The 21,244-nt window shown below is 60.6% G+C and carries 19 protein-coding genes and 1 other RNA gene; 12 read left to right on the top strand and 8 right to left on the bottom strand.

Translation table 11 applies throughout. The annotated features are described in order from the left end of the window. Positions 1-8: 8 nt before the first annotated feature. From ssrS to JFT87_RS03290, 3 genes are all read right to left on the bottom strand, one after another. Positions 9-187: non-coding RNA, 6S RNA (gene ssrS / locus JFT87_RS03300), on the bottom strand. A 30-nt stretch (positions 188-217) separates the two neighbouring features. Then, positions 218-535, bottom strand: coding sequence for a cell division protein ZapA (locus JFT87_RS03295; RefSeq protein WP_007942435.1), 318 nt, complete (start codon positions 533-535; stop codon positions 218-220). Next, positions 532-741 carry a TIGR02449 family protein gene (locus JFT87_RS03290; protein WP_007942437.1) on the bottom strand — a complete coding sequence of 70 codons (210 nt, stop codon included), beginning with the start codon at positions 739-741 and terminating at the stop codon, positions 532-534. Before JFT87_RS03290 ends, JFT87_RS03295 begins: the two co-directional genes overlap by 4 nt. A gap of 183 nt (positions 742-924) precedes the next feature. Here JFT87_RS03290 and JFT87_RS03285 point away from each other — a divergent pair, with 183 nt between their 5' ends. From JFT87_RS03285 to gcvH, 9 genes are all read left to right on the top strand, one after another. After that, positions 925-1,479 (top strand): YecA/YgfB family protein, encoded by a 555-nt coding sequence (locus tag JFT87_RS03285; RefSeq protein WP_201198753.1) that lies wholly within the window; start codon positions 925-927, stop codon positions 1,477-1,479. A gap of 27 nt (positions 1,480-1,506) precedes the next feature. Then, positions 1,507-2,841 (top strand): Xaa-Pro aminopeptidase, encoded by a 1,335-nt coding sequence (gene pepP / locus JFT87_RS03280; protein ID WP_201198751.1) that lies wholly within the window; start codon positions 1,507-1,509, stop codon positions 2,839-2,841. Continuing rightward, a complete protein-coding gene (gene ubiH / locus JFT87_RS03275) occupies positions 2,838-4,025 on the top strand; it encodes a 2-octaprenyl-6-methoxyphenyl hydroxylase (protein ID WP_201198749.1) in 1,188 nt (395 codons plus the stop codon). The genes pepP and ubiH overlap by 4 nt, the downstream gene beginning before the upstream one ends. Further along, on the top strand, positions 4,018-4,503 hold the full coding sequence (locus tag JFT87_RS03270; RefSeq protein ID WP_201198747.1) for a DUF4442 domain-containing protein: 486 nt from the start codon (positions 4,018-4,020) through the stop codon (positions 4,501-4,503). Before ubiH ends, JFT87_RS03270 begins: the two co-directional genes overlap by 8 nt. A gap of 9 nt (positions 4,504-4,512) precedes the next feature. Then, positions 4,513-5,730: a 2-octaprenyl-3-methyl-6-methoxy-1,4-benzoquinol hydroxylase gene (locus JFT87_RS03265; RefSeq protein WP_201205061.1), complete on the top strand. Its 1,218-nt coding sequence runs from the start codon at positions 4,513-4,515 to the stop codon at positions 5,728-5,730. A 221-nt stretch (positions 5,731-5,951) separates the two neighbouring features. After that, positions 5,952-6,956: an extracellular solute-binding protein gene (locus JFT87_RS03260; RefSeq protein WP_201198744.1), complete on the top strand. Its 1,005-nt coding sequence runs from the start codon at positions 5,952-5,954 to the stop codon at positions 6,954-6,956. A gap of 259 nt (positions 6,957-7,215) precedes the next feature. After that, positions 7,216-8,832, top strand: a complete 1,617-nt coding sequence (locus JFT87_RS03255) for an ABC transporter permease subunit (RefSeq protein WP_201198741.1) — start codon at positions 7,216-7,218, stop codon at positions 8,830-8,832. A gap of 155 nt (positions 8,833-8,987) precedes the next feature. Further along, entirely contained in the window at positions 8,988-10,070 is a 1,083-nt protein-coding gene (gcvT, locus tag JFT87_RS03250) for a glycine cleavage system aminomethyltransferase GcvT (RefSeq protein ID WP_201198739.1), read from the top strand. A 50-nt stretch (positions 10,071-10,120) separates the two neighbouring features. Continuing rightward, a complete protein-coding gene (gcvH, locus tag JFT87_RS03245; protein ID WP_201198737.1) occupies positions 10,121-10,504 on the top strand; it encodes a glycine cleavage system protein GcvH in 384 nt (127 codons plus the stop codon). A 65-nt stretch (positions 10,505-10,569) separates the two neighbouring features. Here the strand turns inward: gcvH and JFT87_RS03240 are convergent, their stop codons facing one another. Next, complete coding sequence (locus JFT87_RS03240) at positions 10,570-11,709, bottom strand: DegT/DnrJ/EryC1/StrS family aminotransferase (RefSeq protein ID WP_201198735.1); 1,140 nt, start codon at positions 11,707-11,709, stop codon at positions 10,570-10,572. Positions 11,710-11,864: 155 nt separating this feature from the next. Here JFT87_RS03240 and gcvP point away from each other — a divergent pair, with 155 nt between their 5' ends. After that, positions 11,865-14,738 carry an aminomethyl-transferring glycine dehydrogenase gene (gcvP, locus tag JFT87_RS03235; RefSeq protein WP_201198734.1) on the top strand — a complete coding sequence of 958 codons (2,874 nt, stop codon included), beginning with the start codon at positions 11,865-11,867 and terminating at the stop codon, positions 14,736-14,738. A gap of 188 nt (positions 14,739-14,926) precedes the next feature. Here gcvP and JFT87_RS03230 read toward each other — a convergent pair whose 3' ends face one another. The 3 genes from JFT87_RS03230 to JFT87_RS03220 form a co-directional block, all read right to left on the bottom strand. Continuing rightward, positions 14,927-15,247: a DUF2388 domain-containing protein gene (locus tag JFT87_RS03230; RefSeq protein ID WP_201190679.1), complete on the bottom strand. Its 321-nt coding sequence runs from the start codon at positions 15,245-15,247 to the stop codon at positions 14,927-14,929. Positions 15,248-15,312: 65 nt separating this feature from the next. Beyond that, entirely contained in the window at positions 15,313-17,097 is a 1,785-nt protein-coding gene (locus tag JFT87_RS03225; RefSeq protein WP_201198725.1) for a GspE/PulE family protein, read from the bottom strand. A 114-nt stretch (positions 17,098-17,211) separates the two neighbouring features. Further along, on the bottom strand, positions 17,212-17,550 hold the full coding sequence (locus JFT87_RS03220) for a hypothetical protein (RefSeq protein WP_201198717.1): 339 nt from the start codon (positions 17,548-17,550) through the stop codon (positions 17,212-17,214). Positions 17,551-17,676: 126 nt separating this feature from the next. Here JFT87_RS03220 and JFT87_RS03215 point away from each other — a divergent pair, with 126 nt between their 5' ends. Next, positions 17,677-18,147, top strand: a complete 471-nt coding sequence (locus tag JFT87_RS03215; protein ID WP_123509746.1) for an Lrp/AsnC family transcriptional regulator — start codon at positions 17,677-17,679, stop codon at positions 18,145-18,147. A gap of 155 nt (positions 18,148-18,302) precedes the next feature. Here the strand turns inward: JFT87_RS03215 and JFT87_RS03210 are convergent, their stop codons facing one another. After that, positions 18,303-19,670 carry a CYTH domain-containing protein gene (locus JFT87_RS03210; RefSeq protein WP_201198715.1) on the bottom strand — a complete coding sequence of 456 codons (1,368 nt, stop codon included), beginning with the start codon at positions 19,668-19,670 and terminating at the stop codon, positions 18,303-18,305. A gap of 157 nt (positions 19,671-19,827) precedes the next feature. Here JFT87_RS03210 and argE point away from each other — a divergent pair, with 157 nt between their 5' ends. After that, a complete protein-coding gene (argE, locus tag JFT87_RS03205) occupies positions 19,828-20,997 on the top strand; it encodes an acetylornithine deacetylase (RefSeq protein WP_201198713.1) in 1,170 nt (389 codons plus the stop codon). Positions 20,998-21,244 lie beyond the last annotated feature (247 nt).

Raw genomic sequence — 21,244 nt, 5'->3', positions numbered from 1 at the left:
CTGGAATCAGGCTCCCCGGATGAACCGCTGCTGACTTAGCCCTTGAACCCGAAAGTTCAAGGTGGAAGAAGCAGTAGGCTTTAAGGCTTTCCGTCTAGCGGACATGCACACCAGCCCAACGTGCAACTTCCAGGGTAGTGCGAATCGGCTCAGGGACATCGTCAACTGGCAAGCACCCCAGGGAGTGACGCGAGTATACCCCAAGCGATCCCACGAATCAGCCCTTGGTGACGTCCGGATCAGTTGCCAGCACCAGATCGACGCGGTCGAGCAGGTCGCGAACCTGCTCTCGGGTCGAACCGCTGGCCTGTACGTCCGGGCGTTCTTCCTTGTGCAGCAGGTCGTGGGTGATGTTCAGCGCGGCCATCACGGCGATGCGGTCGGCGCCGATGACTTTGCCGCTGCTGCGGATTTCGCGCATCTTGCCGTCCAGGTAACGGGCGGCACTCACCAGGTTGCTGCGCTCTTCCTGGGGGCAGATGATCGAATATTCTTTGTCGAGGATCTGCACGGTAACGCTATTGCTTGAACTCATGAGTCTTGCTCCAGGGCCTTGAGGCGCGAAATCATCGATTCGACCTTACGCCGGGCGATTTCGTTTTTTTCAATGAGGTGCGCGCGTTCCTCGCGCCAGGTCTTTTCCTGAGCTAATAGGAGTCCGTTTTGACTCTTTAGTTGCTCGACCCGGCTAATTAGTAGCTCGAGTCTGGCCATCAGCGCTTGCAGATCGGTGTCTTCCATTGTGTCCACTGAATATGTGTCTGATGGGTGGCAGGCTCTGTAGGAAACTGCCGACGCGTCGAGCGCGCTTAGTTTCTTACAGCCCCAGGCTGGTGGACAGCCTTTAATAGTCTTGGCGAGTCTGTCGATGTAGGATACAAGGCCTTCATTCTAGACATAGCGCCGTCTGGCGCCTAGCTGCCCATGCCCATTCAGAATTCCCCGTACCAAGCCTTCGCCACCCTGCTGAACACCAGCGGCCATTCCGTCTCGCCTGCCGAACTGCATGGCCTGTTGCTCGGCCGCAGTTGCGCGGGTGCCGGCTTCGAAGCCGACAGCTGGCTGGCCGATGCCGCCGAGCTGCTCGAAGGCGAGCCACAAGACAACGTTCGCAACGCCCTGATCGGCCTGCAAGAGATGGTCAAGGGCGAATTGACCGGCGACGACATGACCGTCGTTCTGCTGCTGCCAACCGACGACGCACCGCTGGCCGACCGCGCCGCCGCGCTGGGCCAATGGTGCCAGGGTTTCCTGACCGGCTTCGGTCTGACCCGTCGTGAATATGCCCTGACCACCGAAGCCACCGAAGTGCTGCAGGATCTGGCCGCCATCGCCCAGGTGCAAGATGCTCTGGAAGAGTCTGACGACGGCGAAAGCGATTACATGGAAGTGATGGAGTACCTGCGCGTTGCTCCATTGTTGCTGTTCACGGAAACCAAGAAAACCGACGAAGCCGCTGCTAAACCGTCGTTGCACTAATCGCCTGCCAGGGAAAGCCATCTGCCCATGATCCATATCCCGAAATCGGAATACAGCCGTCGCCGCAAGGCCTTGATGGCGCAGATGGAACCCAACAGCATCGCGATTCTGCCCGCCGCCGCGGTGGCCATTCGCAACCGCGACGTCGAGCACGTCTACCGTCAGGACAGCGACTTCCAGTACCTCAGCGGTTTCCCCGAGCCTCAAGCCGTCATCGTCCTGATGCCCGGCCGGGAGCACGGCGAATACCTGCTGTTTTGCCGGGAGCGCAACGCCGAACGAGAATTGTGGGACGGCCTGCGCGCCGGCCAGGAAGGCGCGATCCGCGACTTCGGCGCCGACGATGCATTCCCGATCACCGACATCGACGACATCTTGCCGGGCCTGATCGAAGGTCGCGACCGGGTCTACTCGGCCATGGGCAGCAACCCCGAATTTGATCGGCACCTGATGGACTGGATCAACGTGATCCGCTCTAAAGCGCACCTCGGCGCCCAGCCGCCGAACGAATTCGTTGCCCTGGATCATCTGCTTCACGACATGCGCCTGTATAAATCCGCGGCAGAAGTGAAGGTGATGCGCGAAGCCGCACGGATTTCTGCCCAGGCGCATATCCGCGCCATGCAGGCCAGCCGTGCCGGGCTGCATGAATTCAGCCTCGAAGCCGAGCTCGATTACGAATTCCGCAAGGGCGGGGCGAAGATGCCGGCGTATGGCTCGATCGTCGCGTCAGGGCGCAACAGCTGCATCCTGCATTACCAGCAGAATGACGCGGTCCTCAAGGACGGCGACCTGGTGTTGATCGATGCCGGATGCGAGATCGACTGCTACGCCAGCGACATCACCCGCACCTGGCCGGTCAGCGGCAAGTATTCAGCGGAGCAGAAGGCGATCTACGAATTGGTGTTGGCGTCTCAGGAAGCCGCGTTTGCCGAAATCGCCCCGAACAAACACTGGAATCAGGCCCACGAAGCCACGGTCCGGGTGATTACCGCCGGTCTGGTGAAGTTGGGCCTGTTGAAGGGGGACGTCGACGAACTGATCGCCAGCGAAGCCTATAAAGCGTTTTACATGCACCGCGCCGGCCACTGGCTGGGCATGGATGTGCATGACGTCGGCGAGTACAAGGTCGGCGGCGAATGGCGTGTGCTGGAAGTCGGCATGGCGCTGACCGTTGAGCCGGGGATCTACATTTCCCCGGACAACCAGAACGTGGCGAAGAAATGGCGTGGCATTGGCGTGCGCATCGAGGACGACGTGGTAGTGACCAAAACCGGTTGTGAAATCCTGACGAAAGGCGTGCCGAAAACGGTCGCCGACATCGAGGCCTTGATGGCACAAGCACGGACACAAGCGGCATGAGTCGAGTCAATCTGGCAATCATCGGCGGCGGCCTGGTCGGCGCAAGTCTGGCGTTGGCGTTGCAGGCCGGGGCCAAGGCCCGTGGCTGGAAGATCGTGTTGATCGAACCGTTCGCCCCCGGTGACACCTACCAACCGAGCTACGACGCCCGATCTTCGGCGCTGTCCTATGGCGCTCGGCAGATTTATCAACGGCTGGGCGTGTGGCAGGAAATCACCCGCCGGGCCGAGCCGATCAAGCAGATTCATGTGTCTGACCGTGGACGTTTCTCCACGGCACGGCTGTCGGCGATGGAAGAGGGTGTTCCGGCGCTGGGTTATGTGGTGGAAAACGCCTGGCTCGGCCAATGCTTGTGGCAAGGTCTGGACAAAGAAGTCGTCAGTTGGCGCTGCCCGGCGGAAGTCACCCGCATGGAACCGTTGACCGACGGTTATCGCCTGACCCTCAATGACGAAACCACTCTGGAATGCGACCTCGCGGTGCTCGCTGATGGCGGCCGTTCCGGTCTGCGCGAGCAACTGGGGATCGGCATCAAGAAGCGTCCGTACAACCAGAGCGCGCTGATCGCCAACATCACCCCGAGCGAATCCCACAACGGCATGGCGTTCGAGCGTTTCACCGACGAAGGCCCGATGGCGTTATTGCCGCTGCCGGACAACCGTTGCGCTTTGGTCTGGACCCGTTTGGGCATGGACGCGCAACGGCTGGCGGCCCTTGATGAAAAGAGCTTCCTCAGTGAGTTGCAAGGCGTGTTCGGTTATCGCCTCGGCACCTTGAAGCAGGTCGGCGCGCGGCATTTGTACCCGCTGACCTTGATCGAGGCCGAAGAGCAGGTGCGTCCGCATCTGGCGATTCTCGGCAACGCCGCCCACAGCCTGCACCCGATTGCCGGCCAAGGCTTCAACCTGTCCTTGCGCGATGCCCAGGCCCTGGCCGACGCGTTGCTGGCCAGCGAGACTTCGCCTGGCGACTTTGCGACGCTGCAGGCCTATCGCGAACGCCAGCGTATGGATCAGAACCTCACCGTCGGCTTCTCCGATCAGGTCACCCGGTTGTTCGGCAGCACCCAGCCGCTGGTCTCCCTGGGCCGCAACATCGGCCTGCTCGGCCTTGACCTGTTGCCGCCGGCCAAGCGCTGGTTCGCCCGCCAGGCCATGGGTTTGGGTACGCGTCCTGATGCTTAAGTGGCTGACCGCAAAATTCGGCAAGGCGCGGTTGATGCGCTGGGTCATGACGTTTTACCCGCCGTACTTCGGCGCCGGGGTGCGGGTTCGGCATATCAGCGATGATTTCCGCGACATTCAGGTGTCCATGGGGCTGGGCTGGTACAACCGCAATTACGTTGGCACCCAGTTCGGTGGCAGCCTGTATGCGATGGTTGACCCGTTCTACATGCTGATGCTGATGGAAAACCTCGGGCATCGGTACATCGTCTGGGACAAGGCGGCCGACATCGATTTCATTTCGCCGGGCAGAGGCCCGGTGTTCGCTCGCTTCAACATCGACGAAACCTTGCTCGACGAAATCCGCCGGCAAACCGCCGATGGCGAGAAATACCTGCCGCAGTTGCAGGTCGATATTCACGACGGCGCCGGCACCTTGGTGGCGCGGGTCGAAAAAACCCTTTACGTGCGGCTCAAGCCGCAAGCGAGACAGGCTTAAAGCATGGACATGCGCGCAGATCTGCTGATTGTCGGGGCCGGAATGGTCGGCAGCGCCCTGGCGCTGGCGTTGCAAGACAGTGGGCTGGAAGTCCTGCTGCTGGACGGCAGCCCCATGAGCGTCAAACCTTTCGACGGCGACGCGCCGTTCGAGCCGCGAGTGAGCGCCTTGTCGACCGCCAGTCAGCGCATCCTCGAACGCCTCGGCGTCTGGGACGGTATCGCCAGCCGACGCAGCAGCCCGTACACCGACATGCAGGTCTGGGACGGCAGCGGCACCGGACAAATCCACTTCTCGGCGGCCAGTGTGCACGCCGACGTGCTGGGGCATATCGTCGAGAACCGGGTGGTTCAGGACGCCTTGCTCGACCGCTTGCACGATTGCGACCTCGGAATGCTGGCCAATGCGCGCCTTGAGCAGATGCGCCGCTCCGGTGATGACTGGTTGTTGACCCTGGCTGATGGCCGCACCTTGCGCGCGCCGTTGGTGATCGCGGCGGATGGCGCCAATTCAGCAGTGCGACGCCTGACCGGTGTGGCCACCCGCGAGTGGGATTACTTGCACCACGCCATCGTCACCAGCGTGCGCAGCTCAAAACCGCATCAAATGACGGCTTGGCAGCGGTTTACCGACAACGGTCCGCTGGCCTTCTTGCCGCTGGAACGTGACGGTCAGCAGGATTGGTGCTCGATTGTCTGGTCGACCACGCCGAGCGAAGCCGAACGCCTGATGGCGCTGGATGACGAAGGCTTCTGCCGCGAACTGGAGCGGGCCTTCGAGGGCCGTTTGGGCACGGTAATCAGCGCCGATCCGCGTCTGTGCGTGCCGCTGCGTCAGCGCCACGCCAAACGCTATGTCGCGGAAGGCTTGGCACTGATCGGCGACGCGGCGCACACCATTCACCCGCTGGCCGGGCAGGGCGTGAACCTCGGTTTCCTTGATGCGGCGGTGCTGGCTGAAGTGCTGCTGCAAGCGGCTGAACGCGGCGAGCGCCTGGCGGATGTGAAAGTCCTCAGCCGTTACGAGCGTCGGCGCATGCCCCACAACCTGGCGTTGATGGCGGCGATGGAAGGCTTTGAACGGTTGTTCCAGGCCGATCCGCTGCCAGTGCGCTGGTTGCGTAATGCCGGGTTGAAAATGGTCGAGAAAATGCCTGAGGCCAAAGCGTTGTTTGTGCGTGAAGCGTTGGGGCTGACCGGGGATTTGCCGGCACTCGCCAAGGCTTGAAATCAATATTGAGGCTGATGGCCTCTTCGCGAGCAGGCTCGCTCCCACAATTGACATGCATTCCAATGTGGGAGCGAGCCTGCTCGCGAAGGCGTCAGCCCAGTCACCGCATCTTTCAACCTGTGCAACATCTGGTAACTCACCCGCGAACTGTTCGATTGAGAAGGTAAATGTGAGTCCTTATCATTTGGCCTCATTTTTTCAATCGAGAGACCGCTCCCATGTTGGCACCGAAGCGTCTACTGACCGCACTGGCCCTGACCCTGATCGGCAGCACCGCCGCCCAGGCCGCCGACGAGGTGGTGGTTTACTCCTCGCGTATCGACGAGTTGATCAAGCCAGTCTTCGATGCCTACACCGCGAAAACCGGTGTGCAGGTGAAGTTCATCACCGACAAGGAAGCGCCGTTGATGCAGCGCATCAAGGCCGAGGGCGAAAACGCCACCGCCGACCTGCTGCTCACCGTCGACGCCGGTAACCTCTGGCAGGCCGAGCAGATGGGCATCCTCCAGCCGTTCACCTCCAAAGCCATCGACGCCAATATCCCGCTGCAGTACCGCGCGTCCTCCCACGCCTGGACCGGCCTGAGCCTGCGGGCGCGGACGATTGCTTATTCCACTGCCCGAGTGAAGCCGGGCGAGCTGACGACTTACGAAGCGCTGGCGGACAAGCAGTGGGAAGGTCGCCTGTGCCTGCGCACGGCGAAGAAGGTCTACAACCAGTCGCTGACCGCCACCATGATTGAAGTCCATGGCGCCGAGAAAACCGAGCAGATCCTCAAGGGCTGGGTGAGCAACCTGTCCACCGACGTGTTCTCCGATGACATCGCGGTACTGGACGCGATCAACGCCGGTCAATGCGACGTTGGCATCGTCAACACCTACTACTACGGCCGCCTCCACAAGCAGAAGCCTGATTTGGCGGTGAAGCTGTTCTGGCCGAATCAGGGCGACCGTGGCGTGCACGTCAACCTGTCGGGCATTGGCCTGACCAAGCATGCACCGCACCCGGAAGCAGCCAAGGCCTTGGTGGAGTGGATGACCACGCCGCAAGCGCAAAAGATTTTCGCTGACGTAAACCAGGAATTCCCGGCCAACCCTGCGGTTGCGCCTTCTGCGGAAGTGGCGAGCTGGGGCAAGTTTGTCGCCGATACGTTGCCGGTGGAAATTGCCGGCAAGCGCCAGGCTGAAGCGATTCGCATGATGGATCGGGCGGGCTGGAACTGAGTCCTTCCTGAAACCATTGTTTGCCATGACCGCTGCCCTCACCCCAGCCCTCCCGAAACGTCGGACCGCCCCGAGGGAGAGGGAGCCGATTTGGGTTGCTTTCGAGACCTGAGTTCGGCTCGATTTATCAGGTCGGCGTAACTCGAAAGATCATCACGGTCAGTCCCCTCTCCCTCCGGGAGAGGGTTAGGGTGAGGGCAGCAATCCTGACCTGAAACAAAAAAATCAAGAACACCTACATCCCTCCAGAGTTCTAAAAGTGGCCCACCCCGCCCAACGCCGCTGGTACCCCATCGTCTTCGTCATCGCTGCGTTGGTCCTGCTGCCCCTGAGCGTTCTGCTTTTCTCCTGGCAAACCATCGATCAACAGATCTGGTCCCACCTCTGGGACACCCAGATGCCACGCCTGCTGGGCAATACCCTGACGCTGGTGCTCGGCGTCGGTATCGGGGTGACGCTGTTGGGTGTGAGCCTGGCCTGGCTCACCAGCCTCTGCGAATTCCCCGGCCGGCGCTGGCTGGACTGGGCATTGATGCTGCCCTTTGCGATACCTGCCTATGTGTTGGCGTTCGTCTTTGTCGGCCTGTTGGACTTCGCCGGTCCCGTGCAAACCTTGCTACGGGAGTGGTTTGGCGCGGGGCTACGATTGCCGCGAGTGCGTTCCACCGGCGGTGTCATCCTCGTTCTGGTGCTGGTGTTCTACCCCTACGTTTACCTCTTGGCGCGCACCGCGTTTCTGGCCCAGGGCAAAGGCCTGATGGAGGCCGCTCGGGTTCTCGGGCAATCGCCATGGCAAGCGTTCTGGCGGGTGGCATTGCCGATGGCGCGCCCGGCCATCGGCGCTGGCGTGGCGTTGGCGCTGATGGAAACCCTGGCGGATTTCGGCGCAGTGTCGGTGTTCAACTTCGACACGTTCACCACCGCCATCTACAAGACCTGGTACGGCTTTTTCAGCCTGTCGACCGCCGCGCAACTGGCCAGCCTGTTGCTGCTGGTGGTGATGGTCGTGCTGTACGGCGAGCGCCGTGCCCGGGGGGCGAATCGGGCGAGCAACGAGCGGCCACGGGTCAAGGCGTTGTATCACCTGCATGGCATCAAGGCGTTGGCGGCGATGAGTTGGTGCGGGCTGGTGTTCGCCTGCGCCTTTGTCATTCCGATGCTGCAACTGATGGTGTGGTTCTGGCAGCGCGGGCGCTTCGACCTGGATGAGCGTTACGCCGGGCTGATCGTCCACACCCTGTACCTGGGCGGCATGGCTGCGTTGATCACCGTCAGTGTTGCGCTGCTGCTGGCGTTTGCCCGACGACTGGCGCCGACCCGGGCGATCCGTTCCGGCGTCAGCCTGGCCAACCTTGGCTACGCCTTGCCTGGTTCGGTGCTGGCGGTGTCGATCATGCTGGCGTTCAGTTATCTGGATCGCGAACTGGTGATTCCGCTGTCGGGCTGGTTTGGCGGCGCGGGCAAGCCGTTACTGCTGGGCAGCCTGTCGGCGTTGTTGCTGGCCTATCTGGTGCGTTTCATCGCAGTGGCTTACGGCCCATTGGAAAGCAGTCTGGCGCGAATACGGCCTTCTTTGCCCGAAGCGGCACGTAGTCTTGGAGTGAGTGGGCCACGACTGTTTTTCAAAGTGTATCTGCCGCTTTTACTGCCCGGTACCTTGAGCGCCGCGTTGCTGGTGTTCGTCGATGTGCTTAAGGAAATGCCCGCCACCCTGCTGATGCGCCCGTTTGGCTGGGACACGCTGGCGGTGCGGATCTTCGAAATGACCAGCGAAGGAGAGTGGGCGAGGGCGTCGTTGCCGGCGCTGACCCTGGTTTTGGTCGGGCTGTTACCGGTTATCGGATTGATTCGACGTTCGGCGCATCGAAACGCCTAGGTGCCAGTCCTACACCTTGCGGCTACAATGCGCGGCATTCGGTGCGGTCCGTCTGACAGATCAGGTAGCTGAAATCGGCTGTAGGCCTTCTATTTCAAGGCTTTCACCCGTGCAGTGCTTGTCCGCACCTTCGCCACGCCCGGAAGGAGAAACCCATGGGACAGCGTACGCCTCTGTATGACCTTCATCTCGCCCTCGGCGCGAAGATGGTCGATTTTGGCGGTTGGGATATGCCACTGCATTACGGCTCGCAGGTCGAGGAACACCACCAGGTGCGCCGCGATTGCGGGGTTTTCGATGTATCCCACATGACCGTGATCGATGTCGACGGCCCCCAGGCCAAGGCCTGGCTCCAGCATTTGCTGGCCAATGACGTCGGACGCCTGCACAGCTCCGGCCGTGCCCTGTACAGCACCATGCTCAACGAGCACGGCGGTATCGTCGACGACATGCTCGTCTACCGTCTCGACGACGGCTATCGGCTGGTGGTCAACGCCTCCACCCGCGATCAGGACCTGGCCTGGATGCAGGCGCATCTCGGCGGCTTCAAAGTCCAGATCCATGAGCGTTCCGAGATGGCGATGCTGGCTATTCAAGGTCCGCAGGCCCGGCACAAGATTGCCGAACTGGTCACCCAGTCCCGCGGAAACCTGATCCAGATCCTCAAACCCTTCGAAGGTCAGCCTGATGGCGACTGGTTTATCGCGCGCACCGGTTACACCGGCGAAGACGGGCTGGAAATCGTTCTGCCAGCGGATCAGGCGCCAGGTTTCTTCAATGACCTGGTCGGCGCCGGCATCTCTCCTATCGGTCTTGGCGCCCGGGACACCTTGCGTGTTGAGGCCGGGATGAACCTCTACGGTCAGGACATTCATCAAGACGTCTCACCGCTGGCCTCTAATATGGCCGGGAGCATTGCCTGGGAGCCGGCCACTCGCCAGTTCATTGGTCGTGCGGCCCTGGAAGCCGAAAGGGCCAACGGCGTACAGCACAAACTGGTCGGTCTGGTGCTTGAGGAGCGTGGGGTTTTACGCGCTCATCAAGTCGTCCGTATCGCCAATGTTGGCGAAGGGGAGATCACCAGTGGTAGTTTCTCTCCTACGCTAAGCAAGTCGATTGCACTGGCGCGCGTGCCGATGGCGACAGCCGACCGCGCAGAAGTGGAAATCCGTGGCAAGTGGTACCCGGTCCGAGTGGTCAAACCGACCTTCGTACGCCACGGCAAAACCTTGATTTAAACTTTTCCGGCGGGCAACGACCGCTGACATTCTTCTTGAGGACACAGAACATGAGCGATATCCCTGCCGACCTGCGTTTCGCCGAAAGTCACGAATGGGCCCGTCTGGAAGCCGATGGCACCGTCACCGTGGGCATCAGCGATCACGCACAGGAAGCCTTGGGCGACGTGGTGTTCGTTGAGTTGACTGAAGTCGGCAATGTGTTTGCTGCCGAAGATCAGGCAGGTGTGGTGGAGTCGGTTAAAGCGGCTTCCGACATCTACTCCCCGATTGCCGGTGAAGTGATTGCGGTCAACGAAGAGCTGAGCGCCAACCCGGAATTGCTCAACTCCGAGCCGTACAACGCCTGGATCTTCAAACTCAAGCCAAGCAACACGGCTGACCTGGAAAAGCTGCTTGATGCAGCTGGCTACAAAGCCGCCATCGGCGAGTAATCCTCGCCCAATGTAGGAGCTACCGAAGGCTCGGGCCGCCTTCGGCAGCTCCTACACAGGTTGGTTTACGGCTTCAATACAGCTTTTACCGCTGCCACGGACTGCTCGACATCCGCTTTGCTCATCGCCGTAAACATCGGCAGCGAAACGATCAAACGGCCGACGCGTTCTGCCACCGGGAACATCCCTTCCTTGAAACCGCGCTCGCGGTAAAGACTCAGCAAGTGAATCGGCGGGTAGTGATAACCGATGCCGACGCCCAGTGCCTGCATCTGCTCCATGAACGTGGCCCGTGCCGGTTGGCCGTCCTTGCGCTCAGGCAGCACCAGTTGGAACAAATGCCAGTTGCTGTTCTCGAAATCCGCCGGCGGCAGTTGCGCCCCGTACTGCGCTTCGAAATCCGCGCCGAAACAGGCGAAATAATGCTTGGCCAGCTCACGACGATGAGCAGTGATCGCCTCGATATGAGCAAATTGCCCCAGGCCAATGGCCGCCGCAACATCGGTCATGTTGAACTTGCCGCCCAGCACATCCACGTCCAGACCATCAAAACCCGTGCGGGTGACGCCCTGCAAACGGTACTTCTCCGCCAGTCGCACTTCCTCAGGCGTGTTCAGTACCAGGCAACCGCCCTCCGACGAGGTGACGTTCTTGTTCGCCTGGAAACTGAACGACACGAAGTCGCCTGTCGCGCCGATGCGTTGGCCATTCCAGCTCGAACCCAGGGCTTGAGCGGCGTCTTCGACTATCCGCAGGCCATGTTTTTTGGCAATCGCATACAGCCGGCTCATGTCTACCGGCAAACCGGCGAGGTACACCGGAATGATTGCTTTGGTGCGCGGGGTGATCGCGGCTTCCAACTGATCCAGATCGATATTGCGGGTGATCGGGTCGATGTCGGCAAACACCGGCGTGGCGCCCACTTCCAGAATCACGTTGGCGGTGGCGACCCAGGAAATCGGCGTGGTGATCACTTCATCGCCTGGCCCGATGCCGGCGATGCGCAAAGCGATTTCCATGGTGCAGGTACCGGAGTTGAACGTGCGCACCGGGCGCCCGCCAAAGAACTCCGACAGTTGCGCTTCAAAGGCCTGGACCTTGGGGCCGCTGGTGATCCAGCCCGAACGCAATACATCACCGACCGCCGCAATCGTGGCTTCGTCGATGGTGGGTTTGGAAAACGGCAAAAATGGCAGTTGGCTCATAAACAGTAGACACCTGATTGGCGGACATTAGGCATGCGCCGCACATGATGATCCGGTTTGAGCGAAGGCGCCACGCCATCTGCTCGGGTATCGACTGCTATGCTGGTTTGACCGTGTTGCATCGACGCTGAGCGCCAGTCAAGAGAGAGCCCGTCATGTCCCAATTGCCGTCCTTGAGCCAGTTACGCGACCCCAATACTTTCCTGCGTCGCCACTTGGGCCCCGATGCCGCCGAACAGCAGGCGATGCTCGACAGCCTCGGCCTCGGCAGCCGGGTCGAACTGATCGAGCAAACCGTGCCGCCAGGCATTCGCCTCAACCGTGAACTGGACTTGCCGCCAGCCCTCGACGAAGAAGCGGCGCTGGCCAAGCTGCGCGGTTATGCCGAACAGAACCAGGTCTGGACCAGCCTGATCGGCATGGGTTACCACGGCACCCTTACGCCGACCGTCATCCTGCGTAACGTGCTGGAAAATCCCGGTTGGTACACCGCTTACACGCCTTATCAGCCCGAGATTGCCCAGGGGCGGCTCGAAGCGCTGCTCAACTTCCAGCAATTGACCATCGACCTTACGGGCCTGGAGCTGGCTAACGCCTCGTTGCTGGATGAAGCCACGGCTGCCGCTGAAGCCATGGCGTTGGCCAAGCGGGTCGCCAAGTCCAAGAGCAATCTGTTTTTCGTCGACGAGAACTGCCATCCGCAGACCATTTCCGTGGTCCGGACCCGGGCCGAAGGTTTCGGTTTCGAGTTGATCATCGACGCTGTGGATAACCTGAAGCAGCACCAGGTTTTTGGTGCGTTGCTGCAGTATCCCGACACTCACGGCGAGATTCGTGATCTGCGGCCACTGATCGATCACTTGCATGCCCAGCAGGCGCTGGCCTGTGTGGCGACTGACCTCCTGAGTTTGTTAATGCTGACCCCGCCGGGAGAGCTGGGCGCCGATGTGGTATTTGGTTCGTCCCAGCGGTTCGGCGTACCGATGGGCTACGGCGGTCCGCATGCAGCGTTTTTTGCCAGCCGTGATGAGTACAAACGGGCGATTCCAGGGCGGATCATCGGCGTGTCGAAAGATGCCCGTGGCAACGTCGCCCTGCGCATGGCCCTGCAAACCCGCGAGCAACATATCCGTCGGGAGAAGGCCAACTCGAACATCTGCACCGCCCAGGTGCTGCTGGCCAATATCGCCAGTTTCTACGCGGTCTACCATGGCCCGGAAGGGCTGAAACGGATTGCTCAACGCGTGCATCGGCTGACTTGTATCCTCGCCGCGGGCCTTGAGCGTCATGGCATTACCCGCCTCAACAAACAGTTTTTCGACACCCTGACCCTGGAGGTCGGCGGAACGCAAACCGCGATCATCGAAAGCGCCCAAGCGGCGCAGATCAATTTGCGTATTCTCGGACGCGGGCAACTGGGCCTGAGTCTTGATGAAACGTGCGATGAGTCCACTGTCGCGAAGCTGTTCGATGTATTCCTCGGTGCCGATCATGGGCTTAACGTCGACGAACTCGACGCTGAAACCCTGGTCTGCGGCATTCCTGACGGATTGTTGCGCACCACGCCTTATCTGCGTCACCCGGTGTTCAGCGCCCATCACAGCGAAACCGAGATGCTGCGCTACCTCAAGCAGTTGGAGAACAAGGACCTGGCGCTGAACCAGTCGATGATCCCGCTCGGCTCCTGCACCATGAAACTCAATGCCACCAGCGAGATGATCCCCATCACCTGGCCGCAATTCGCCAACCTGCACCCGTTTGTGCCCAAGGAGCAGGCGGCGGGTTATGCGCTGTTGATCGAGGAGCTGGAGCGCTGGCTTTGCGCGATCACCGGTTTTGATGCGATCTGCATGCAGCCCAACTCCGGCGCCCAGGGTGAGTACGCGGGGTTGCTGGCGATTCGCAAATATCACGAGAGTCGGCATCAAGGCGCCCGGGATATCTGTTTGATCCCGTCCTCGGCCCACGGCACCAACCCGGCCTCGGCGCAAATGGCCGGGATGCGGGTGGTGATCGTTGAGTGTGACGAGGCGGGCAACGTCGATCTGGACGACCTGAAGGGCAAAGCGTCAGCAGCGGGGGACAAACTCGCCTGTCTGATGGCGACTTATCCTTCGACCCACGGCGTCTATGAGGAAGGCATCAGCGAGATCTGTGAAGTTATCCACAGCCATGGCGGCCAGGTTTACATGGACGGTGCCAACCTTAATGCCCAGGTCGGCCTGGCGCGACCGGCTGATATTGGCGCCGATGTGTCCCACATGAACCTGCACAAAACCTTCTGCATTCCCCACGGTGGCGGCGGGCCGGGCATGGGGCCGATTGGTGTGCGCGCGCATCTGGCGCCGTTTGTGGCCAATCACCCGGTGGTGCCGATCGACGGTCCGCAGCCGCAGAACGGCGCAGTCAGCGCCGCGCCTTGGGGCAGCGCGAGTATTTTGCCGATCAGTTGGATGTACATCGCCATGATGGGGCCGCAATTGGCGGATACCAGCGAGGTGGCGATTCTGGCCGCAAATTACTTGGCGCAGCATTTGTCCGGCGCTTTCCCGGTGCTCTACACCGGGCGCAACGAGCGGGTGGCCCATGAATGCATTCTGGATCTGCGGCCGCTCAAGGCGCTGACCGGGATTAGTGAGGAGGACGTGGCCAAGCGTCTGATGGATTACGGCTTCCACGCACCGACCATGTCCTTTCCGGTGCCGGGGACGTTGATGGTCGAACCGACCGAGAGCGAATCGAAGGCTGAACTGGACCGCTTTATCGCGGCGATGCTGAGCATTCGCGCAGAAATCACCGAAGTGCAAAACGGTCATTGGGACGCTGAGGACAATCCGTTGAAACGCTCACCGCACACCCTGGCTGATATCACCGGGGTCTGGGAGCGGCCTTACACCATCGAACAAGCGGTGACGCCGGATGCGCACACCAAGGCGCACAAGTATTGGCCAGCGGTGAACCGTGTCGATAACGTTTATGGCGACCGGAATCTGTTTTGCGCGTGCGTGCCGGTGGATGATTACCGCTGATCTACCGGTTTACACCTATCCAATGTGGGAGCGGGCTTGCTCGCGAAAGCATCGTGTCAGAAGGCCTACATGTATCTGACCCAGCGCATTCGCGAGCAGGCTCGCTCCCACAGGGTTATGTGGTGGATTTGAAATTACGAACAAAAAAATGCCGCTCATGTGAGCGGCATTTTTACATCTGTAAACGCTTAGTCCGAGGCGACGGCGTTCTTCGCCAGGATCGCATTCGCCAGTTCCATGTCCGTGGCTTTGAGGCCCGGGTTGTCGGCGCGGACTTTCTGCATGGCGGCTTCCAGGTAAGGGCCGCGGATGCCGCCGTCACTGGCGACGAAACTGCCGGCATCGTCCTGGGCCGCGACGATCAGCTTGTGATCCTTGAAGGTCAGGTAGGTCGAACCGGTGGTCGCACCGGACGAGATGACGTTACGCCAAAAGCTGTCGGCCATCGCTGAACCAACGGGTAGGGACAGCATGGCAAGGGTAGCGACAGCAAGTTTGAGACGCATGATGGGTGACTCCACTGAATTAACTACGGGGTTGGATCGCCATTTACCCAATCCGGTTCCGTGCCGGGCTATTTCTGCTCGCTCTGCGGCGTCACCCGCAACACTTCCTCGATGGTCGTCAAGCCTGCCGCCACCTTCTGCGCCCCCGACAATCGCAAGCTGCGCATGCCTTCCTTGAACGCCTGACGCCGAATCGCCAGCAAGTCGGTATCGGGGGTGATCAGCGCTTTGATGCTGTCGGTCAGTTGCATGATTTCGTAGACCCCGGCGCGCCCGCGATAGCCGGTGTCGCGGCATTCCAGGCAACCGATGGCGCGATGGGCATTGGTCGGCAGCGGTGCTTGCCAGGGGCGGGTCAGGGTTTGCCAATCCTCTTCCTCAAGGGTCAGCGGTGCCTTGCAGTGGGGACACAAGGTACGGACCAGGCGCTGGGCCATGACCCCGAGCACCGTGGCTTTGATCAGGTAATGCGGCACGCCGAGTTCCAGCAGGCGGCTGATGGCGCTCGGCGCATCGTTGGTGTGCAGGGTCGATAGCACCAGGTGACCGGTAAGCGCGGCCTGGATCGCCATTTCGGCGGTTTCGAGGTCGCGGATCTCGCCGATCATGATGATGTCCGGGTCTTGCCGCATCAGCGCACGCACCCCGGCGGCGAAGGTCAGGTCGATGTTGTGCTGGACCTGCATCTGGTTGAAGGCTGGCTCGACCATTTCAATCGGGTCTTCGATGGTGCAGAGGTTGACCTCCGGAGTCGCCAGTTTCTTCAGGGTGGTATAGAGGGTGGTGGTCTTGCCCGAACCGGTCGGCCCGGTCACCAGAATGATGCCGTTGGGCTGGCGGGTCATGTCCTGCCAGCGCCGCAGGTCATCGGCGGAGAAACCCAACTGATCAAAATCCTTGAGCAGCACTTCCGGGTCGAAGATCCGCATGACCATTTTTTCGCCGAACGCGGTGGGCAAGGTCGACAGCCGCAGTTCGACTTCACCGCCGTCCGGGGTCTTGGTCTTGACCCGGCCGTCCTGGGGTTTACGTTTTTCGGCGACGTTCATCCGGCCCAGGCTTTTCAGGCGGCTGACGATGGCCATGGTTACCTGGGGCGGGAATTGATAGACGTTGTGCAGCACGCCATCGATGCGAAACCGCACCGTGCCTTGCTCGCGCCGGGGTTCGATATGGATATCACTGGCCCGCTGCTGGAACGCGTACTGGAACAGCCAGTCGACGATGTTGACGATGTGCGCGTCATTGGCGTCCGGCTCCTGATCGCTGGCGCCGAGGTTGAGCAGTTGTTCGAAGTTGCCCAGGGTGCTGGTCTGCTGATCAGCGTTGGTGGCGCCGGTCACCGATTTGGCCAGGCGGAAAAACTCCACACTGAAGCGCTGGATATCCACCGGGTTGGCCACCACACGCTTGATCGGCAGCTTCAGCACGTGGGTCAGGTCGGCTTCCCAGCCAGTGACGTAGGGTTGCGCGCTGGCGATTGTCACGGCGTCGCGGTCGATGGAAACGGCGAGAATCTTGTGCCGCTGGGCGAAGGCGTAGGACATCAGCGGCGTGATGGCCGCGACGTTGATTTTCAGTGGGTCGATGCGCAGATAAGGCTGACCGGCCTGTTGGGATAACCACAGGGTCAGGCTTTCAAGGTCGAGATGTTTGCCCGGACGGCTGAGGTCGTCCAGGTGTTGGCTGGCAATAAATTCCAGCGGGTGCAGTTGGCCATTGGCGGCATGCCGGCGGCGGGCGTTGAGCGCGAGTTCGGCCGAGTCCTGATTGATAAAGCCCTGGGCGACCAGTTCTCGCAGCAAATCATTGAGATCCAGCCAGCGGTCCTGAGTGGCAAGTTGAACGGACATGCGGGTTCCTTATGAACAATCCTGCAAACAGCGATCTAGACCGCAGTGTGCAAAGGATAGTCGCGGACCCGCAGACCGTTGGGCCACTACCTGGCAAAGCCGTTTCCAGTTCTTTCAGCCCGCCGCTTGTGTTTGCTCATCCCACGCCGCATCGGCACTTTGCAGGTTTACCGAGCAGACGCTGATCAGGTTACGTAGTTTTTCAGCGATCACTTCAGCTCGATGCCAACTCAAGCCGTCGATGACGATGTCGATCGACAGCAAATCGTCCATGCGTTGCACGTTGACCTGCTCGGGGGTCAGAAACTGCAAGGCGAACAGGTTGAGTGCGCGGCACAGCAGATCCGGTTCGGCCTCGGCCAGCAGTTGGTACTGAACGCGGCAATGGGCGTTGCTGACATTCCACACGTCGGCGCGGGCTAGCGGGGTATTCACGGCTTCAAGATGCGGCATGGTCGGTCTCCAAAATCACTGGAGGAATTTTTACATTCGGTGTCGGGCATTTCTTATCTATGATTGGGCTCATTGGCGATTTATCGAATCGTTTGATTCAACAAGCTATCAATCAAAGGTTTTTCTATGCACGCCGAGCTGGATGGCTACGACCGCAAAATTCTCGCGTTGCTGCAAGAGGACGCCTCACTCTCCAGCGCACAAATCGCCGAGCAGGTGGGACTGTCGCAATCGCCGTGCTGGCGGCGGATTCAGCGGATGAAGGAGGAGGGGATCATTCGCGCTCAGGTGACCCTGCTTGATCGCAAGAAAATAGGCCTGAACACGCAGATCTTCGCCGAGATCAAACTCAATGCCCACGGGCGTTCGAACTTCACAGAGTTCACCGAGGCGATTCGCGGCTTTCCCGAAGTACTGGAGTGTTATGTGCTGATGGGGTCGGTGGATTTCTTGCTGCGGATCGTCACGGCGGACATCGAGGCTTATGAGCGCTTCTTCTTTGAGAAGCTGTCGATGGTGCCGGGGATTCAGGAGGTGAACTCGATCGTGGCGCTGTCGGAGATCAAGTCCACGACGAGTTTGCCGGTGTTGCGGTAACGCCTATGAACTTGTGGCGAGGGAGCTTGCTCCCGCTGGAGGCCGAAGGACTCCCTATCCCGAAAACGCGGTGAAACAGGCGTAACGCGTTTGTCGGATTTGGGGGCGCTTCGCACCCCAGCGGGAGCAAGCTCCCTCGCCACAGGTCTTAGTTGTTACATACGCAACAACATTTTCCAGGCACGGTTCTGATACACGGCAATCGCCTGCTGCTTGCGCGCATCCAGGCTTTCGTCGGTGATCGGCTCGTTGGCCAGTTGCGCCAGTTTGTTCAGCTCACCGTACAGGCGATCCATTTCCGGGATGTCCAGCACGCCACGGGCGTGGTGCATCCAGGCCTGGATGCGTTCGATGCGTGGCAGTTGCTCGGCCAGGTCTTCCGGCTGTTGCTGATAACGCTGCAATTGCAGGGCCGTGGCTTCTTCGCCCAGCAGGCGCGGGAGCCAGTTGGCCAGTTGCGCAGCGCCTTGGCGATTGCCGCGCACGTTGCGATCAGCAGCCCAGGTGCGGGCCAGCAACCAGCGCGAAGTGTTCAGCGAGAACAGGCCCCAGCGCGGGTCTTCCAGTTCTTCGAGGAACTGCTCCGGCGCGGCTTTGCGCACGTCTTCGTCGTCCAGCCCGGCTTGAACCAGCGGACGCCAGTCTTCCAGCAAGGTGTCGAGTGCAACGCGCAGGTCGTGAGTCGACTGACGCGGTGCCGCTTGACCGAGGCTGCTGAGCAGCGCGCGCAGTTCACCGAGGTTTTCGACCCAGTCCTGCAACAGGCGCCAGTGGCCATTGAAGCGATATTGTTCAGCCAGACGCTGGCTGCTGCCCAACAAGTGCCAGCTCAGGGCGGCGAAAGCGTCGTCCAGCGGCATTTCGGCAGTGATTTGCGGCGCCGGCAGGCTCAGCGAGTAGCTGTTGGCGTCGTACAAACGATAGCCGCGCTCGGCCTTGCTGATGTCACACGGCATCAGGGCCAGGGTCGCGGCCAGTTCAGCGGCCAGTTCCAGCAGCGCGGAAGGTTCGCCTTCGCGCAGTTCCAGTTCGAGCTCGCAGATTTCTTCTTTCTGTTTACCGACCACTACGTGGCCGAAGTCCAGCGCCGCTTCGATGACCACTTTGGTCTTGCCACGGCCCCAAGCGATTTCCGCGCGTTCGCGAACGAAATCGGTGGTGAAAATGGCTTTCAGGGTTTTCTTGTCCAGCTCGGCCAGCTCTTCAGGCCAGCATTCGCCGTCGAGTTTCTTCACGTCGAGCTTGGCTTTGGGCAGGTTCCAGTCGTATTCGTTACGCTCGGACAGACCGGCAACGCTCTGGCCGCGGGTCTTGAGGGTCTGAATCACTTCTTCGCCATCGCGGCGCAGGCGCAGGGCAACCTTGGCGCGGGCCAGGTCGCGCTCAGGCGTGTCGAAGTACTGGTTCATCAACTCACGGCGTTCCCAGCCACTTTTGTTGCGTTTTTTCAGTAGCGGGTGCTCGCGCAGGGCAGCGAGGGTTTCGCGGCTGACGCGGAGTTTGATTTCGGTTTCTTTCTGCATGGCCGGAAAATCCAGGATCGGGAGCGCAGCCGGGGGAATGTGTGGCTGCCAAGGTCGTGCAGTGTACAGGACTCACAAGTCCTACGCGCCGCGGCGGTTTATTCCTGAAGCCGGATGGTTCTATGATGGACTTCAAATCGGGAGTTTGGAGTCAGCGATGCCTTTGCCGTCCATGAAAGATCAGTTCGCTGCGCTGATCGCTGCGCCGTCGGTCAGTTGTACCCAGCCGAGCCTGGATCAAACCAATCGTCCGGTGATCGACTTGCTGGCGACCTGGCTCGGTGATTTGGGTTTTGCCTGTGATATCCAGCAGGTCAGCCCCGGCAAATTCAACTTGCTCGCCAGTTTTGGTTCCGGCCCCGGTGGGCTAGTGCTGGCCGGGCACAGCGACACCGTGCCGTTCGACGGCGCGTTGTGGCAGACCGATCCTTTGAAACTGACGGAAGTGGACGGCCGTTGGGTCGGCCTCGGCAGTTGTGACATGAAGGGCTTTTTCGCCTTGGCCATCGAAGCGGTCATTCCGCTGCTCGACCAGCCGTTCAAGCAGCCCTTGATGATCCTCGCCACTTGCGATGAAGAAAGCTCGATGTCCGGGGCGCGGGCCCTGGCCGCCGCTGGACGCCCGCTGGGCCGGGCGGCGGTGATTGGCGAGCCGACCGGCCTGAAGCCGATCCGCCTGCATAAAGGCGTGATGATGGAACGCATCGATATTCTCGGTCGCAGCGGCCATTCCTCGGACCCAAGCCTGGGGCACAGTGCTCTCGAAGCCATGCACGACGCGATTGGCGAACTGCGCGGCTTGCGTCTTTTATGGCAACGCGAATTCCGCAACCCGCAGTTCAGCGTGCCGCAACCGACGATGAACTTCGGCTGCATCCACGGCGGTGACAACCCCAACCGCATCTGTGGCCAGTGTTCGCTGGAATTTGACCTGCGACCGCTGCCGGGCATGGACCCGAATGCCCTGCGCGAGGCGATTTTGCAGAAGCTCAAGCCGATTGCCGAGCGGCATCAGGTGAAGATCGATTACGCGCCGCTGTTCCCCGAAGTGCCACCGTTCGAGCAGGCCGAAGACGCCGAATTGGTCCGGGTCGCGGAAAAGCTCACCGGTCATCGGGCCGAAGCAGTAGCGTTCGGCACGGAAGCACCTTATCTTCAGCGTCTTGGCTGCGAAACACTGGTGCTTGGCCCGGGCGACATCGCCTGCGCTCACCAACCGGGGGAATACCTCGAAATGTCACGTTTGCAGCCTACCGTGCATCTATTACGACAACTGATTGAACATTACTGCCTGACGCCGGCCCAAAACCCAATGCCAGCCAGTTAAACGCAATCCAGGTGGGAGCGGGCTTGCTCGCGAAAGTGGTGTGTCAGGCAATATTGATGTCGGCTGACACGGCCCCTTCGCGAGCAAGCCCGCTCCCACAGGTTCTGTGTTTAGGCTGATTAACCGGTTTAAATTACCAGTGTCCAAACCCGTATTCATGAGGAGAGCTCGCGTGTTGCCAAGCCTGTTCCGACGATAACCACCAGCCCGTTGTGCGTTTTGTGTTTCGCCCATTTTTTGGCTGCTA

The organism is Pseudomonas sp. TH15, from assembly GCF_016651105.1.
Classification (GTDB): domain Bacteria; phylum Pseudomonadota; class Gammaproteobacteria; order Pseudomonadales; family Pseudomonadaceae; genus Aquipseudomonas.
The sequence above is the reverse complement of the archived record's forward strand: the minus strand, read 5'-3'. Positions and strand labels throughout refer to the sequence as shown.